This window comes from Planomonospora alba (assembly GCF_039534085.1).
Classification (GTDB): Bacteria; Actinomycetota; Actinomycetes; order Streptosporangiales; family Streptosporangiaceae; genus Planomonospora_B; species Planomonospora_B alba.
This window is the reverse complement of sequence record NZ_BAAAUT010000005.1, coordinates 95,251-111,940: the sequence shown is the minus strand read 5'-3', so window position 1 is coordinate 111,940 and position 16,690 is coordinate 95,251. Positions and strand designations below refer to the sequence as shown.

The following is a 16,690-nucleotide window of genomic DNA, read 5'->3' as shown; positions in this document are numbered from 1 at the left end:
TCCTCCTCCTAGCTCATGATCCGGTAGACGGCGGGGAAGCAGACGAGAACCAGGAACCCGAACACCGAGACACCGATGGCGACGGGCATCTCACTGGTCCGGCTGTTGGCGCTGGCCCGGGCGTCGGTGAGCGCCGCGGTGCGCATGGACTGGGCCTTGGCCAGGAGCGTGGACAGCACCTGGGTGCCCTCCGAGCCGGCGTCCTCGGCGATGTCCGCCAGCTCGGTGAGCTCGGGGATCCCGACCCGCTCACCGAGAGCCGCCAGGCCGCGCCAAGGCTGTTCACCGGCGCGCCTGGCGTGCTCCAGCACCCGCTTTATCTGCGCGAACACCCACCCCGAGCAGACGTCCGCGGGCGCCTGGAGCGCCTGCGGCGGACCGGCTCCGGCGGCCCGCTCCAACGCCACCATGTCCAGGTAGGTCGCGAGCGCCGCCCGGAACTCCCGGCGGCGCTCCCGCGCCTGGGTGCGGGCCGCGTAGTCGGGCACCAGCGCGAACAGCACCCCGAGCACCACTCCCGCACCCGCCGGAACCGTCCAGGGCAGCGGGAGGCCCGCGACCAGGCTCAGCAGACTCAACGGGGTCGGAAGGACCAGCCCGAACAGCAGGAAGGCGACCCTCTGCAGCATGAAGCGCTCGACGCTGATGCCCAGGAGCGCCAGATCGTCACGGGGCACCGGGAGCCGCGCCAGCCGTACGGCCAGCCACCCGCCCACCCCCGACGACCGGGCGGTCGGGTCGGGCACGCCGTCGAGCCGGGCCAGGGCCACGTCCAGCCGCGGAGGCGCGGGCCACGCCTCGGCGACCACGACGAGCACTCCGAGGCCGACCATGCCTCCACCAATCGCCGCGAGCGCGCTCACCTCCGCCGCCCCCGATCGCCCAGGAAGCGGTGCCCGGGCGCGGCGCTGCCCAGACGGTGCAGCCACCACAGCGCCACGCCGTACAGGCCCGCGACCACGGCCAGCACGAGCTGGCCGACCGGAGTGCCGAAGGGTTCGACGTAGGACTGCTGGAAGACGGCCACCGCGCTGAAGACCACGAGGATGCCGATGATCCAGCGCACGGTCGTACGGTGCTCGGCCCGCGCGGCCTCGACCTCCCTGCGGTCCGTCACGTCCCTGGCCACCAGCTCGGCGAGCCGGTTGAGCACGGTGCTCGCGCCCCGGCCGCGGCGGCGCGCCACAAGGATCAGCGCGGCGGCGATCCGGTCGCCGACCGGGTCGTCCAGCTCGTCGGCGAACAGCCGGAGCGCCTGCTCGGTGGGCATGCGGGTGACGGTGAGCCGCCGGGCCAGGGCCGCGACCGGGCCCGCGATCGGAGCAGGGACGCTGCGCGCGGCACTCTGCTCCAGCGCCTGCTCCAGAGCCCGCCCCGCGACCAGCAGGTCGGCCAGGCGGCGGGTCCACTGCTCCAGCGCCTCCAGCTTCCGGATCCGCTCGGCCGCGGCCCGCCCGGTCACCACCCGGGGCAGGGCCAGTACGGCCACCGCCGCGACGAGCCCGGCGACCGGCCACCCGGTCAGCCCGAAGACGACCACCCCGGCGGCGACGGCGGCCAGGAGGAGACGGTGGTGCCGGGCGAGAGCCGTACGGACCGCGATCCAGCGGGACGGCGGCCTGATCGGCGCGTCATCCGCCTCGCCCGCCAGCTCGGCGGCGACGCACATCACCCCGCTGAGGAGAGCCGACACCCCGAGCCCGGCCACGAGGGCCGCCGCGCTCACCCGATCTCCCACATGGCCGTGTGCGGGTCGAGCAGAGACGGGTCGAACCCGGCCGCCATCAGCCTCGGCAGGCACTGCGGCGTGACGTCGGGCACGGCCCGTCCACCGGGTCCCGTGGCCCGGTAGACGTGATTGCGGCTGGGCAGATCGCTGTCCGCCGGCGGCAGCACCTCCAGGATCTCGGAGACGAAGCGCGTGTTGGTCTCCGGATCCATCCGCAGGTGCACGACGAGGTCGACGGTCTCGCCGGTGTTCAGATGGATGACGGCCGGCGGGGTCTGGGCACCCACCCCGCGGGTCCAGAGCATGACGATCCGGTTGAAGATCTCCTCGGTGCCGTCGGCGTGGATCGTGCACATCGAACCCGGGTGGCCGGTGTTCATGGCCTCGAACATCGGGACTATCTCGTCGGCGCGGACCTCCCCGACGATGATCCGCTTGATGTTCTTCCGCAGGGAGTGCGGGATCAGGTCGTTCAGCGAGACCGCTCCGGCGCCTTCGGAGTTGGCCTGCCGTACCTGGAAGGCGATGACGTTCTGGTGCCGGTGCCCGAGCTTGTGCAGGAACAGCTCGTAGTCCGACTCCAGGGTGGCCAGGCGCTCGGCGGGGTCGATCACCGACGCCAGGGCGCGGAGCAGGGTCGTCTTCCCCGCGGCCGTGCCGCCGGTGACGACGATGTTCAGCCGCGCCCGTACGGCGGCGCTCAGGAAAGCGTGCAGGCTCCGGTTGACGGTGCCGAGCCTCAGCAGGTCGTCGAGGGTGACGTCGACCAGGCGGTGGCAGCGGATGCTCGCGCACGGCCGCGGGGTGACGGCCATGGTGGCGCTGAGCCGTACGCCCACGCCGTCGTCCCCGTCGCCGGGCCGGAGCGCCGTGTTGAGCAGCGGGTTGGCGGCGGAGAACTCACGCGGGTTGTAGCTCTTGTGCAGCGCCCACATCTGGATCATCTTGATCAGGTCGTCGTCGCTGGCGGCGACCGCCGGCCCGCGCTCACAGGTGCCGTCGCTGTAGGTGATCCACACCTCGTCGTACCCGTTGAGGTCGATGCTCTCGACCCGTTCGTCCCTGATATACGGCGTGAGCACGCCCAGCTCGAAGCGCTCGTCGACCACCGCATCCACCAGCCTGCGCTGAGTGGCGAAGCCGATCGGCACCCCGTCGGCGAGCCGGTCCTGGACCCAGCGCTGCACCCGCTCCCGGATGACCTGGAGGGCGGCCTCGCGGTCCTCGGTGTCCTTCAGGTCATCGGCGACCGAGGCGGTGATGCCGAGAACGGCCTCGCGGAACACCCTGTCGTCGAGATCATCGATGGGCTGCGGTGAGCGCGGGAGCAGCCCCAGGTCGCTCGGGTGCGTGACGGGGTGGGGTGGCCACTGCGCCCTGGAGACACCGGATGCCTCGGGTGCTCCGGGCGGCCAGCTGCGGCTCATCCTGCCGCCACCGCCTCTCCGAGGTCCTCGGTGGTGGTGAGGCGTCGGCGCATGGCGTCCGCGAGGCGGGAGGCACCACGCATCAGGGTGGAGGAGCGCAGGGGTCTCCGGGCGGAGGCGCCGTCGGACAGCACCGCCGCCGACCTGGGATCGTGCGGGATGGTGCCGATCACCGGCAGCCCGTACAGTGCCCGGCTGATCTGTGCGGGCGTGTAGTCGCCCTTGCCGACCAGGCAGAGGGCGACCGGGACGGTCGTGCCGACGTAGCGGCCGAGTGCGTCGAGGCGGGGCTTGGCCTCCGCCGCCTGCCGCAGGGTCGGGCGCAGCAGCATGACGGCCATGTCGGAGGCGGCGATCAACCGCATCGGCGTGTCGGGCCGGCCGATCTGCCCGACGTCGAGCACGACGTCCATCGCGCCACGGGTCGCCGCGGTGAGCACCTTGGCGATGGCGTCCCACGCCCCGGAGAGCTGCGCCATGTGGCGCGGATCCCGGACTCCGGGCAGGAGCAGCCACTCGCGCGCGTGCTGGTCCAGGGAGATGACGTGGTCCCAGAGGACACCGGGGTCAGGATTGTGGGCGATGGCCAGCGCGAGTTCGAGCAGGCCGCCGCGGAGCCCCGCCATCTGACCGGCCAGGAAGCCGGGCAGGACGTTCCCGCCCTTGGGATCGCACTCGGCGAGCAGCGTCCTGCCACCCCAGACATGGGTGACCGCAAGAGCGGTGGTGGTCACCCCGGGTGAGCTTCCCGGGCTCATCAGCGTGTAGACCGCCACTCATGACCTCCGGGGATTGAGGACGAAGGCGACCTCGCCGTCGGCGGCCAGCGTGGCGAGCCGGGAACCGTCGTCGCCGCCGACGAGCAGGTCGACGACCACCAGGCCGTCGGTGTCCGGGCCCTTGACCTGGTCGATGACGGCCTCGATCTCCGTCCGCGTGGTCGATCTCGTGCTGGCCGCGGTCTGGGTCCCCGGAGCCGGCACGACGAGGACCATGTCACCGGGCGCGAAGCCGCGGGCGGGCAGACGGCTCGGTTTGACCGCCACCGGCACCAGCTGCTGGCTCTGCGCCGGGGTGAGCCGGTCGGTGACGGCCTTCCGCTGGACCAGGGCACCGCTCATCAGGTCCACGGCCGCCCGCATGCCGACCACCCGCTGGAGCTCATGGCCCGGGACGGTGGCCACCGTCTCATCGGCCCCGACCATCGCCGTGGTGACGTCGCTCCTGGTGATCTCCTGGCCGACGGCCACATCGCGGGCCATGACGACGACCGGCACCCGATCGCTGAGCTTTCCCATCCCGTGGTAGGTCAGCGCGCCACCACCCGCGATGATCAGTAGCCCGAAGACCACCATCCCTCGGCGGCGCTGCCTCGGCTGGCCGGGCAGCCTCGGCACCGTCACCGGCGGCGCGCCGCCGGCCGTCCGCCCCGGCGGGGTGGACAAGATCTTGGGGGTCATTCAGGAACTCCTCTGGATCAGCGCCTGCCCTTCGGCGATCCGCAGCGGGAAGGTGGTGGAGGTGGTGATCGGGGCGAGCGTTCCGCCGGCGCCTCCGGAGCCGGTCCAGGTCGCCGCCCACACGATGGAGGCGGTCACCCGGTACTTCGATCCGGGCAGTCCGGCGCTCGATCTGGTGAACCGGTGGGCGCAATCGCTCTTCTGGTCACCCGGCGACCTCGACGTGTCGTACGGCGTGCCGGGTCCCCGGCAGGTGATGCCGGGCTGGCCGGATCCCGGATCGATCACCAGGCTGGTCGGCGTCGCGGTGACCTCGGCCCAGACCGGTCCCGCCGTGGCCCGCTTACTGATCGGACGCCACTGGCTCTTCTCGACCCAGAAGAAGTGCCGGAGGCCGACCAGCCCTTCCTTGCCCCGCGGAGGCGCCGTCGTGATCCGGGGCGCCGGTGGGCGGAGCTGCCGCAGGGCCTCGTCGCGGAGCATCTCCGGAGTGACGGCAGGGTCGGCCGGCTCACCGGGAGCGGCGCCTTCGAAGAGGTTGCTCTGGTTGGCGGGCCCGTCCTCGCACTGGACGTAGCGGATCCCGTCCGGGCCGGGAAGGCTGTGGCAGTCGCTCCACGGGCTGGCACCGCCGTCGCTTCCTCCGGCGGTGGCCGCGGCGCCGGGCCGGCGGGTCTCGTGGTTGCCGAACACCACCCAGCCGCCGCCCCACGGGTAGGCGCCGTTGTCGTCGTCACCGGGGTCGCTGAACAGAGCCATGGCGAGCGCGGTCACGAGGAGGGCGGAGTGCACGGCGCCTCCTTGATCTTCAATCCGGTGAGACGCCACCGCCCATCTGAACTCCGCTTCATCGACGCCTCGATGTTGGCCGTGGGCTTGCTGCTGGCGCTCCCGGGGATGCGCTGGTGCGTACGGGCGTCCGCCATGCCGGCACCGGAGACGTCCTGGCAGTCGATCACCAGCGCGTCGTTCTTGCTGATCCGGACCTCCTTCACCCGAGGAACGACCTTGCCGTACGGCTCGCGCCCCTGCTCGCGCATCCGCCGGACACCGTCGACGAGGTGATCCAGGTAGTCGCCGGTGGCGTAGGGCTTGAGCAGAGAGCGCGCCTGGTCGGGGGAGGACTTGCCGGCCTTGCTGAGAACCGTCCAGTACCTCAGGTAGGCCGTCAGGACGATGTCATGAGGTGTCGTCGGTGAAGGTTGCGGAGCGGAGGGCGCGGAAGCCGCTGAGACGGCAGGACGAGGCGGAAGAACGGAGCTTTTCTCCTCCTGGCATGCCGTGCTGGCAGCAACCGCAGCCAGGAGAGCTGCTGTAGCCAGTAGCCGACCGATTGCACGTATCGCCACGAATCCCCGCATTCCGACTGTGCGCAATCAAGTTATTACTCTGGGTGCAGAGTAATGGTCAGTCAAGGTGCTCGCAAGGGCTGCAGTGGAAGCATGTTGGGTCAACTAGGCTGAGACGAGGTTGGTTAAAGCAAATATCACTTTAGTCCAATTTGGCGTCATGGTCTCTTCTGGGTTCGAACTTGGCAGCCTTGGCTGGTGATGTGACCGGAAACGGGTACTGGATTGGTGTGTAGAGCGTCCTGGCCGGTTGGAACAGAAGCTGTAGCGGATCTTATGGTGCGGCAGTTCACCCTAGCCGATTTCGATCATCCCAACCACGCCGTCCAGGCTGGGGAGCTGCACACCTGATGCGCTGGCGCAATGCCCGCGCCATCATTCCGGCGTTGCTGGCTGCCCAGCGCTGAGCGCGCGCCCGCATCCGTGGTGAGAAGGGCGCAGGCGGAACAGCTGAACACGGGGGGCGGTGCTGGCTCAGAGTTCGGCGCATGACAAACTGGTATTCGCGGATGCCAGGACCCTCTGGGCCTTATGAATCAAGGGTGAGACTTTGATAAGCCGGATCATGGCAGGTGAAGATCGGGATGAAGTGGTTCAACCAGGAAGATCGCGCTAAGAGGCAAGCTGAATCAGCGGCCCGCCGCCAGCAAGAAATCGCAAACTTCGGTCGTCAGGTCGCGCGGGAAACCTTCGCTGGAAAGGTCATCGCTATCCATGAGCGAGGTTTCGTCAAGATGGGAGGCGTATTCCAGGAAGGTAAGTTTGAGCGCTTGGTGTCGATCGAGGCAAGTGCAGATGTCGGGAAAAAGAGTGGGCTGGGTCGCGGTGTGGCTGCGGCGATGACCATGGGCGTCAATCTCCTTGGGTCAAACAAGCGGGGTGATGTCTACTTGACCATCGTGACTGACTCGCAGACCTATGCGCTGCGCGAGACTCCCCCCACAGCCGGGAATATGGAACGCTCCAAAAAGCTTGAGGCTGCTGGGAACGCGGTTCTGAGGGCCCGCGCAGGTACTGGTAATCGCGAGTCTTCGAGTGGTAGTGCTGGTGTACGTGAGCGAATGAACGAGTTGAAGGGGTTACTGGCTGACGGCCTTATCACCAAAGATGAGTTCGAGCAGAAGAGAAAGTCGCTGCTTAAAGAGCTGTGATCGCGCTCGGATTGCTTTGCAGACTGAAGGAAAGAGCGGTTTTGTCGATTCCATTTGAATGACTAATTTCGATATATATTCGATCTGTCAGTCCCGCGTGCTCCATAGAGCGTTTTTAATCCTGAGTGGCGGTCCCCTCCGATGAGCTGCAAGACGAGGATGGCCTGGACGATCGCGGTGGCGCGGTGTGAGCGGCAGCGCAACAGAACTAGCACCTTCCATCCCTTCAGAGTCGAGGCGGCGCGTTTCCTGATCGCTGGGATGCGGGCTTGGGAGCGGTTGACGGACTTCTGGTGATGCGACAGGCGCGGACGATGCCGATGGCGCTTGAACGAGGTCCGGATCGTGCCGCTTGCTCCCTGGTATCCCCGATCAGCTCTGCCAGCCGCCCGGCAGAGGCGCGATCTTTTCATGGGACTCGTGGTCCGGGCTCAGTGAGTGCTCACCTGCCGGTTGGCTACCAGGTTCGAGTCTGCCTGAGGCAGGCCCGTCAGTTCTCATTAGGGCTCATTGAACCGAACTGCAGAACAACCAGCCGAAATTGTGTCTCTGCCAGGCCTGCGCGCCTGCTCCATGCGGATGGCTCGTTTCGCCTGAGCAGCGCAATATCATGCCGTCGCTTCCGTGATACACCGACACCACACCGCCATGATGACTGCATGCCCCGCGTCGGCCGATCGCCGCGGACGCCGAGCCGTCCCGGCATTCCGAACCCATGTACTTCCAGGTCACACCTACGAGATGAGATGGAAGAGGAGAAGGACTCTCTAGCATTGGGCTTGGGCCAGATGACTCCCGGACCTCGTGCGCCACGTAACCGAACGTGAGGAACGCCAGAACACTCGCCGCGGCGAGCTTGACGTGATCTCTTAGTTCATCATTCAGCGGCACCTTGAAATGACGCGGAAGACGTCATTGTAGTTGTCATCCAACACCAGATATGGGACATACTATCGCCTTCGCAGGACCAGGGGCACACCACCATCCATGCGAGGTTCCATGCTGCTTGACCTCAGGCTGCCGGGATGGAGCCGGCAGCTCGGGTGAGAATTTTCCTACAGACTGGCGGCCAAGCGCCGGATGGCAGCGGCTTGCTTCTCTGCGGCGTCGAGATGTTCGCTCGCTTCCGCGAGTTGAAGATATCGGGTAGTCCGGTCGGCGTTCACGGCAGCTGATCGTGCTGATTCGAACGCGACCACAGACTCGTGGATGTCGGCGACCAGATGGTGTAGCTCAGGAAGGATCCGTCCTCCACTGCGAGCGAGCTTCATGGCGGTGAGGCCGGCGTGGGCCATACCTGAATCGGGTATGTGAGCCTCCTTGCTCACCTTGACGATGATGTCGTGCCGATTCAGATAGCAGGTGATCGATGGTGCGATCTCGGCCATCAGCTCCGCGACAGGGCCGAGAGTTCCTTCGATATCCGTCTCCGGGGAGCTGAGAAGAACGACGACATCATCGTCCATGGAGGTTGCTTCGATGCTTCCAGCGTGACCGTGTGCGGCGGATGCAGAGGCTGCCCTGTTCAGCAGGATTCCCAGTGCTCCGATCTGTTGCGGCTGAAGAAAGACGTCCTCGTCGTGGAGGGAGGGATCCACGGTCAAAGATGCCGAGTGCTCATCGGCTATCCGGGAGAGGAGCCCGGGAAGGTCCGTTGAGCTCGGCTGCGTTGTGCTGCTCAGGACTGTGGAGAGGAGGGCGAGGCGCGTGAGGCCCGGTGACTCTTGAATGGAGCCAGCCATCTCCGGGTGGAGTGACTGGATCCAGTCGGCGAGCCGGAGGAGTTCTTCCCGGAGCCCGGGTGTCGATCCGCGATAGACCTCAGCCAGGCACTGTGAATAGAAGTCGGTCAGCTTACCGACGGTCTCCGGGGGGATGCTCCCAACGAGTTGTTCCGTGGCCTCCGCCCACTGCGTGAAGCGTTCGGAGTCGCCGGCGACCAGGTAGTCCATTCCCAGGTGTCGTTGGAGTACGCACCGCATGAGGTGCCTCCGGGGCACCTTGTCGACGTTAGTGATCTGCTGCCAGAGATAGAACGCCAGAAGATCGGTTTCCAGGGTGTTCAACTGCGACAGGTCATCGGAGTATGAGCTGAGAAGAGAGAGTACTCCGTCGACGGCCTTCTTCTTCGCGTTCGCCTTGCTCCCCGGGAAGAAGTCGCATTCGAGGACGAACTGATCATCTCCTGACCGGAACTCGATGTCGACGGCGTAGGAGCGGTCATGCTCCAGCCCTTCCTCGTAGAAGGAGCTCTCGAGTTCGATGCCGTACATCGCACTCATCGCCTGGAGTTTGCTGTATGGGTCCAGGACCGGTGTGTGCGTGGTCAGGAACTCGTGAAGCTGCTTCGGTCGCCGTTCCAACAGCGTGTTTCTGCGAAAACGCCATGCCACCGCCAGGAGTGCTTGGCTGACATCTGCTCTTGCGACATCCGGATTGCTCGCCTGTCCCTTGCCGAGCAACACCGAGCCTTTCAACTCCAGAAGCTCGAAGAGCTCCGCACATGATTCCGACGAGAGAGTGTCGGTTCGACCCGCGTCCTCTGTAGGGGCGAAGCCGTGTGCGGCCATGCGGAGCACGAGCTCGTGGGTCGTGAGCGTCTCGGCGACGGAGGAACCATGGTGGGCGAGGAGGGCGTTGTCTCGCTGGCCGGCCTCGGTGACGCGTTCCTTGTTCTCGTAGGTCCAGGAGCTATGGGTCAACGCCTGCATGAGCCAGGGGTCGGCGTCCGGGGGAAGGTCGAACATGCGTCGCAGGTCGCACACGGCCTGCCAGTGCTCGCGAGGAGGATTCAGGTAGCGGGAAGGCGCCGAACCCGGAGGCGGGCCCGCCTCCGCCGTGGCGTGCTGTGTCTGCTTCAGAGCCTGTGGGATGTGCTTGCGGAGGAAGTCCTCCGAAGCTCGCTGGGAGGCTTCCTTCTTGCTCCGCCCCGCTCCGACTCCCTTCCGGCCTCTTGGGTCGGACACCGTCATCTGGAAGGAGACATCATGATCGGGACCCTCCCGGTGTTCGAGCCAAGTGAGGGAACCGTCCTGGACCTGCTGCTCCAGCAATGTCCGCCAATCACGCTTCTTCGCGATGCTGGGAAGGCCGTTGTCGTATGCCGATCGTACGAATCTGTGGATCTGCTTGATTCCATCGAGAAGCGCGATGACCCCGATCACCTGAAAGTTCACGTTGGAGAACGCTCGGGAAGGCCGGTCGGCGGCCTGCGCGGCCTCGCCTTTCCCGAGGAGCGTGAAGCCGAGTGGGGCGAAGAAATCATCGATGTACTTGTTGATGGCGGCTCCCAGCAGGCTGATCTCAGAGCTCTGCTGGCCCACCTTGGCAGGGTGGTGCTTGGCGGTGTAACAGTCGAGGAGTGAGAGCTTCACCCATCTCCTCCCGACTTCCTCGATCGCTCTGAGGAACACCCCGTTGACCGGGGCGAGAAGACGGCCGTTGTTCTCGTAGAGATAGCTCGTATGCATTGAGGCGATACGGATCCAGCGTTCGCGGATCGTGTTCCCCTTCACGCTCCAGCCCCACTTCTCGAGCTCCTCCGCCAGGGCGTCGCTCAGGGGGATGCGGTCCGCCCATTCACCGGGGTCCCCCAGAACCGGGCGGTCTGAGTCGTCGACGATGACGATGTCCCGCTGGGGCGGGAGGAAGACCAATCTTGGGACAGCGGTCTGTGCCACCTGACGCGTCCGCTGGGGCGGTGCAGCAGGCACTCTTCTCGACGGCTCGGGGCGCCGCGGAGCGGAGAAGTTCCTCGCCGGTCGCCTGGTGCGGGCGCTCAGATGCGCACGTGACCCGGCAGCCGGACGGTGGGTGAAGTCGAGGATCTCTTTCCCGACCCAGCCCGGCAGCTCACCGTAGCCGCCGCCCTGCCTGGACAGGGTCCGGGAGAGGTCGAAATAGTAGGCGGCGCGGCCCCAGTTCTCGCCGAGAGCGTGGCGTTCGGCCAGGCGTTGAAGAGCACGGCACACCTGCCGTACCGGCATCTGCTGGCCGGGGGCGACGCTGATGTGGTCGAACTGCGACAGGGACTGCCGGATGGCCGCCATCTTGTGGAGCGGGACAGCCACAGGCGGCTCGATCAGCGAGACGACCCCGACCCAGCGGTTTCCGCCACTGTACGCAGGCATGACACTCTCCTCGCTTCAGGGGATCAGCGGCTGCTCACCGGATGGAGTGAGCCGAGAGGAAGGGGCTGGGGTTCCCGTGCCAGGTGACCAGCAGGTCTTCACGGGCGCGGGTGGCGGCGACGAACAACAGGGAGCGTTCGCGCTGGAGATCTCGTGCGTGGGCATGGGCGTCGATCTCCGCGGAGACGATCGCTGAGGGATAGGGGACGTAGTGCTCGTTGACGCCGATGACCGCCATGCAGCGGAACTCGAGTCCCTTCATCCGGTGCATCGTGCCGACCGCGACCTCGCTGTCGTTCACCGAGTGTTTCGCCAATGACACGGCGGGGATGCCGGCGGCCTTCAGCACCTTGATGGCCTCGTCCGCCACCATCGAGGTACGCGCGGCGACTCCGATCTGACCTGCTTCGACGCCCTTGTCGAGCCACTGCCGGATGGCCGAGGCCAGGTGGGCGAGTTCCGCGTTGCGGGTGGGGAAGCCCTGCACGGTCGGGGGAGTGCCGTGAACCGCCGAGCGGCAGCCTGCGAGCCGGTCGAGGCCCTCGTCCATGTCGTCGATCGGCTCACCGTGAAGCAGGCCGATGCTCCAGGCGAGGATCTCCGCGGTGGTCCGGTAGTTCAGCTTGAGGCGTTCGGCACGGCCGGCGATGTCGATGCCGACCTGCCGGAGCGAGACGCGGTGCTCGTAGATCCTCTGGTGGGTGTCGCCCGCGATGAACAGGTCGTCCTGTCCGGCGGGCACGGCGGCCCGCAGGAGCCGCCACTGCCACGGAGCCAGGTCCTGCGCCTCGTCCACGACGATGTGCCGGTAGGGCTTGTCCCCGTCACGGAGCAGCCGGGCTGCCTCCACGCAGATCGTCTCGTAGGTCCAGACACCGTCCACGGCGAGTCCGTCCGCAAAAGCGGTGACCGCGTCCCAGATCTGCTCGCGCTGGACCGAGCCGAGCCGCACACCCCGGCCGGTGCGGCGAGCACGCTGGTAGTCCAGGAGCGAAGTGATGTCCTGCGCGAGGATCACATGCCGCCACTCCTGGGCGAGGAAGGCGTCGGTGAAGGGCAGCCCGAAACGCTTGATGATCTCCAGCCAGCGGTTCTTCTCGTCGCTCTCCTTCAGCACCGGGAGGCGGCCGTGCTCGCGAGAGGTGATCTGATAGGCGAGCTGGTCGATGTGCCGGACGTCGATCCGCCGGAGCAGGTCTTCATCGTCGATCAGGATGCGGAGCCCGTCCTCGAGGGAGGACGCCAGCGTCTTGGTGAAGGTGGTCAGCAGGATCGACCGGTCTGTCGCCGTTCGCTCGGCCAGGTGGCGGGCCCGATGGAGTGCGACGACGGTCTTCCCGGTCCCGGGGCCGCCCATCACGCGGGCCGGGCCGCTGTAGGAGGCGTGGGCGGCGCGTTCCTGGGTGGGGTGGAGATAGATCCGCCACAGCGCGAACGGGTAGGTGAACGCCTCCATCAGCTCGTCCGGTCCGGTGACGAGCACCGCACGCTGCGGAGAACGGGCGATGGCCGCCGCCACGTCGCCCGGATCGATCGACGTGGGAGGAGGCGGCATCTCCTCCCACACCTGCTCGGGTGTGTATCCGGCGGCGAGGGCGAGCAGCACGTCGTACTGCGCCTCCGGCAGCATCCCGCGAGCCGACTCCAGTTGGTCCACACGCGTGAGGGTGCGGGCGAACCCCCGCACCTGCTCGTCGACGCCGAGCCGTTCCAGATCGACATCGGACACATCCGCCAGCAGCGGTGCGGTGCCGGGGTGGTCCGGGACCTCGGCCGGATGCTCCTCGATGGCGACCATGTCGCGGATCTCGACCACGCCGATGGCCGCGTTGACGGTGGCCTTCCGGCGCGCGGCCCACTGGTAGGCATCGTCGTGCGGAAGCACCTTGAGCAGCATGTACGTGTCACCCGATTCGGGCGCGAGCACGACACCGCGCCAGAACTGGTCGATCCGGATGGTCCGCATGCGGCTGTCGTGGGCGTTGTTCACCTTCTCCAGGTGCAGGCCGGTGTGGGTGGCCTGCTCGAACTTGCCGAAGACGTCGTAGACCTTGTCCTGGACGGACTTCTCCAGCTTGCCGAACTCGAAGAAGAAGCCCTTGTCGATGAAGAGCTGTGCCATGTCGCGTCCTTCCTCAAGCGGCCCGCTGGGAGCCCGCCATATCGGTCACGATATGCCGCATATGTGACAAAATCGCATCAGATGGGCGAGTTAGATCGAGGGCATGGCAGACGATCTCGACGCCCGTGTGACGCACGACGTGCCGAGCGGCGTCGGCGTTCCCCTTCGCGTAGACGAGGTGGCCGCGCGGTAGCCGGAGGGCCGTGCAGTACGCCAGCATCTGGTACAGATCGGCGTCCGGGTACCCGGCCTGCTTCTCCCGCTTGTACTTGGCATCGACCACCGCCGCGGGCTCTCCTCCCCGCATCCACACCAGATCCGGTTTCATCCGTACGGCGAGCGCCTCGTCGAGATGGCAGGGGTACTGAGGGTGGGCCGCTCCGCCGTACCGTGCGGTGAGCTCCTCGGAGACGGCCACTGTCACGAAGTCCTCGAAGATCTTCGGGAGGTCGAACAGGAAGCCGTTGGCCGGAACCGAGCCGGGGGAGTGCTCGGGAGAGGTGGCCTGCAGGACGACTTCGGAGAGCCGCAGGGCGGTGTGGTAGCGCTGGTTGAGCCGGTTCGGCCGCCAGGCGGGCAGAACGGCGCCGCGCACGGGCGTTGTCACGTCGGCCAGCCGGGCTCGGAGCGCGGTGAGACGCCGCCGGGACTCGGCGTCGAGCCGTGGGACGGTCAGCATCCGGGAGACGGCCGCCAGCAGGATCTGGTTCTCCGCGATGTCCACGGTGAAGTCGTCGTGCCGGATCTCCATCGGGATGACCCGGCCGTGGTGCCGCCGGATCTGATCGGTCTCACGTAGACGACCGCGCAGCACGTACGAGGACTCCTCGGACGTGCGGTACCCCTGCAGGAGTCCCTGCCGGAGCGCGTTCTCCGCCTGCCGCCAGAGCGCCTGCGCGACGGCAGGCACCAGGTCCTTCTGCGGATCCAGCCCGACGGTCTCCTCCCGCCACCCCTTGGGGTTCTTCGCGTATCCGACGAGGAACAGAAGCCGGTCGATCGCCAGCTTCGGCGTCACCCACACCTCGACGTCGCCGATCCGCGCCACCCCGACGCCGCCGCGCGGGCTGATGTCCCACACGGTCGCGTCGTACGGCGAGGGCACCGCGGTGACGATTCCCGAGGCGGCCAGCAGGCGGCCCTGTTCGGGGGTGAGCACGCACTGCGTCTGCCCCGTCTCCGCCACCTCGACGCGGATCACTGCGCCTCTTCCGCCCCGTGCCGTACGGCTATCGCCTGGCGGAGCGTCTTCAACCGGTAGCGGTCGAACACGGCGGGTGGGCTGCCGTAGTGGTACTCGGCAAGCAACGGCAGGATCGAGGTCTCCCAGACGGTCTGCAGACCGTCCTCCCTGCGGTAGATCACCGGCTTCATCAGGTAGGACGGGCCGATCGCCAGATCGTGGTCCTCGATACGGGAGTTCAGCTCGTCCAGCACCTCAGGAGCGTCCAGGTTGTGCACGGCGAGCTCGTCCTTCTCCCGCCGGTCTGCCAGCCAGCGGCCGAGCAGTCCCTTGACCGGCGGCCGTGCCGGATGGAGCTCCACGAACCGGAACCGGCGCCGCATCGCCGCGTCCACCAGGGCGATCGACCGGTCGGTGGTGTTCATGGTGCCGATGACGAAGACGTTCGGCGGGAGCATGAAGTCGGACTCGGCCGAGTACAGCAGGCTGATGGTGTCGTCGCGGTACTCCAGCAGGAAGTACAGCTCGCCGAAGACCTTGGCCAGGTTCGCCCGGTTGATCTCGTCGATGATGAGGATGTACGGATCGGACGGGTGCAACCGGGCGGCCTCGACGAGCTGCCGGAACGGCCCGGGACGCAGCTCGAACGCGAGCTGACCGTCGGCCCGCTGTACCGGCCGGAACCCCTCGAAGAAGTCCTCGTAGGTGTACGACGGATGGAACTGCACCAGCTTGACCGCGCCGGGCTCGGCCAGCTCCCCGGCGAGCTTGCGCGCGATGTAGGTCTTCCCGGTCCCCGGCGGGCCGTACAGGATGAGCTGCCGGTCCTCCTCCAGGAGGTCGGCGAGGCGCTGGAGCTGCTCCCGGTCGGTGAAGAGATCGTCGGCGAGGCCCTGGCTCACCTCGGGGAACGACAGCTCCTTGGGCGGCTTCACGGGACCGCCGCCCCCGCGGAGGCCCAGGGCGGACAGCAGCTCCTCGACGGCGGCCAGGTTCTCGGTCAGCTCGACCACGTCGGCCTGGCTCTGCAGCTTCGCCGGCAGCGGCTGCGGCAGGTGCGCGAACGGGACCGGACCGGTCGGGTTGAGCCACTCCACCGGGCGGCGGAGATTGGAACGCTGGTCGGGCGAGTGGACGAACTCCGCCTCGCCGGTGATCCGGCCGACGTACGTCTTGCCCTGGCTGGTGGTCAGGACGTAGTCGCCGGGCCGCATCCGGTTGCAGAACGCGTCGAACTCGGCGAGCTTCACCTCCCGCGCGGCGTACGACTTGTGCTGATAGTCGTCCTCGACGATGGCTCTCAGCTCGTCGCGGGGCACGGGAGGTGAGATGGGACGCAGGCTCGCGCCGGCCAGCGACACCGACTCCTTGTGCAGCCAGACCGGGACGAGGTCCCGGCCGTCCACCGACGACCCTCGAACCAGCCAGGCCCGGCGGGTGGCCGGTTCGGCGCCCATGTCGGAGAGCATCTGCCGGAAGTCGTCGGCGGTGACGCGCTGAGCCTGGCTCGCCCGGCCGAACTCGTCGAACTCCAGTCCTTCACGCTTCAGGACCTCGCGCGGGTCGTCGGTCCGGTTCTCGTCAGCCCACCGGAATTCGGGGGAGACCCGGCCATCGGTCCGCAACACCCGGTGGCCGCTGGGCAGCGGGTTCTCGGCCAGGAAACCGCCCACGGACTGGGGGGAGATCCCCGACAGCTCGGCCAGGTCACCGTAGGACGTCCAAGACTCCGGTTCGAGCAGAGCCAGTGCGTCGAGTATGACGCCCCAGCGGGGATCCGTATAACGACTCCGCTGGCCACTCAGGCGCTTCAGGCGGTACTGCCGCCCGAGCTCCCGGTGTAGTTCGTCACCAGCGTGGGACTTCAGCGCCTGGAGCCCCGCTTCGGTGATCAGCCATCCGTCCTGCCGAGTCACCCAGCCGACAGCCGCCGCCTCGCTGATCTTCCATCCCAGATGGGTCTGCCAGCGAGGTCGTCCCCGGCGGTCAGGCCGTTCGTCCTCCGGTGCGAACTCGAACCGCCGGTGCACCTCGTCCATCACCTCGCGGCGCGGCAATGCCCGCCCTGCCTCGGCGAGCACCTCCATCGCGCAGCGGAAGAGCGGTGCGATCCTCACGGCATCGGCCATGAACGAACTC

General features: G+C 67.4%; 12 protein-coding genes and 1 pseudogene. 1 reads left to right on the top strand and 12 read right to left on the bottom strand.

Going from position 1 to position 16,690, the window contains the following annotated elements:
• Positions 1-8 precede the first annotated feature (8 nt).
• Genes ABD823_RS04270 through ABD823_RS04240 form a run of 7 tightly spaced genes read right to left on the bottom strand, consistent with a single transcriptional unit; the run spans position 9 to position 5,656 of the window.
• On the bottom strand, positions 9-833 hold the full coding sequence (locus ABD823_RS04270) for a type II secretion system F family protein (RefSeq protein ID WP_344856109.1): 825 nt from the start codon (positions 831-833) through the stop codon (positions 9-11).
• Positions 834-859: 26 nt separating this feature from the next.
• On the bottom strand, positions 860-1,726 hold the full coding sequence (locus ABD823_RS04265) for a type II secretion system F family protein (protein WP_344856107.1): 867 nt from the start codon (positions 1,724-1,726) through the stop codon (positions 860-862).
• Complete coding sequence (locus tag ABD823_RS04260) at positions 1,723-3,156, bottom strand: TadA family conjugal transfer-associated ATPase (protein ID WP_344856105.1); 1,434 nt, start codon at positions 3,154-3,156, stop codon at positions 1,723-1,725. Before ABD823_RS04260 ends, ABD823_RS04265 begins: the two co-directional genes overlap by 4 nt.
• Positions 3,153-3,932: a CpaE/TadZ family protein gene (locus tag ABD823_RS04255; RefSeq protein ID WP_344856103.1), complete on the bottom strand. Its 780-nt coding sequence runs from the start codon at positions 3,930-3,932 to the stop codon at positions 3,153-3,155. The genes ABD823_RS04260 and ABD823_RS04255 overlap by 4 nt, the downstream gene beginning before the upstream one ends.
• Positions 3,933-4,616, bottom strand: coding sequence for an SAF domain-containing protein (locus ABD823_RS04250; protein WP_344856101.1), 684 nt, complete (start codon positions 4,614-4,616; stop codon positions 3,933-3,935).
• Positions 4,617-5,408, bottom strand: a complete 792-nt coding sequence (locus ABD823_RS04245; RefSeq protein ID WP_344856099.1) for a hypothetical protein — start codon at positions 5,406-5,408, stop codon at positions 4,617-4,619. It lies immediately after the preceding gene.
• Entirely contained in the window at positions 5,387-5,656 is a 270-nt protein-coding gene (locus tag ABD823_RS04240) for a hypothetical protein (protein WP_344856097.1), read from the bottom strand. The genes ABD823_RS04245 and ABD823_RS04240 overlap by 22 nt, the downstream gene beginning before the upstream one ends.
• Before the next feature lie 893 nt (positions 5,657-6,549).
• Between ABD823_RS04240 and ABD823_RS04235 the strand changes: the two genes are divergently transcribed.
• Positions 6,550-7,116, top strand: coding sequence for an SHOCT domain-containing protein (locus tag ABD823_RS04235; RefSeq protein ID WP_344856095.1), 567 nt, complete (start codon positions 6,550-6,552; stop codon positions 7,114-7,116).
• Positions 7,117-7,178: 62 nt separating this feature from the next.
• Here ABD823_RS04235 and ABD823_RS04230 read toward each other — a convergent pair.
• The 5 genes and pseudogenes from ABD823_RS04230 to ABD823_RS04210 all read right to left on the bottom strand — a co-directional run.
• A pseudogene (locus ABD823_RS04230) lies at positions 7,179-7,493 on the bottom strand (transposase family protein); the annotation flags it as partial.
• Positions 7,494-8,171: 678 nt separating this feature from the next.
• Positions 8,172-11,246, bottom strand: a complete 3,075-nt coding sequence (locus ABD823_RS04225) for a putative dsRNA-binding protein (RefSeq protein ID WP_344856093.1) — start codon at positions 11,244-11,246, stop codon at positions 8,172-8,174.
• Between the two features lie 34 nt (positions 11,247-11,280).
• On the bottom strand, positions 11,281-13,368 hold the full coding sequence (locus ABD823_RS04220) for a UvrD-helicase domain-containing protein (protein ID WP_344856091.1): 2,088 nt from the start codon (positions 13,366-13,368) through the stop codon (positions 11,281-11,283).
• A 13-nt stretch (positions 13,369-13,381) separates the two neighbouring features.
• Positions 13,382-14,569: an McrC family protein gene (locus ABD823_RS04215; protein WP_344856089.1), complete on the bottom strand. Its 1,188-nt coding sequence runs from the start codon at positions 14,567-14,569 to the stop codon at positions 13,382-13,384.
• Entirely contained in the window at positions 14,566-16,680 is a 2,115-nt protein-coding gene (locus ABD823_RS04210; RefSeq protein ID WP_344856087.1) for an AAA family ATPase, read from the bottom strand. Before ABD823_RS04210 ends, ABD823_RS04215 begins: the two co-directional genes overlap by 4 nt.
• Positions 16,681-16,690 lie beyond the last annotated feature (10 nt).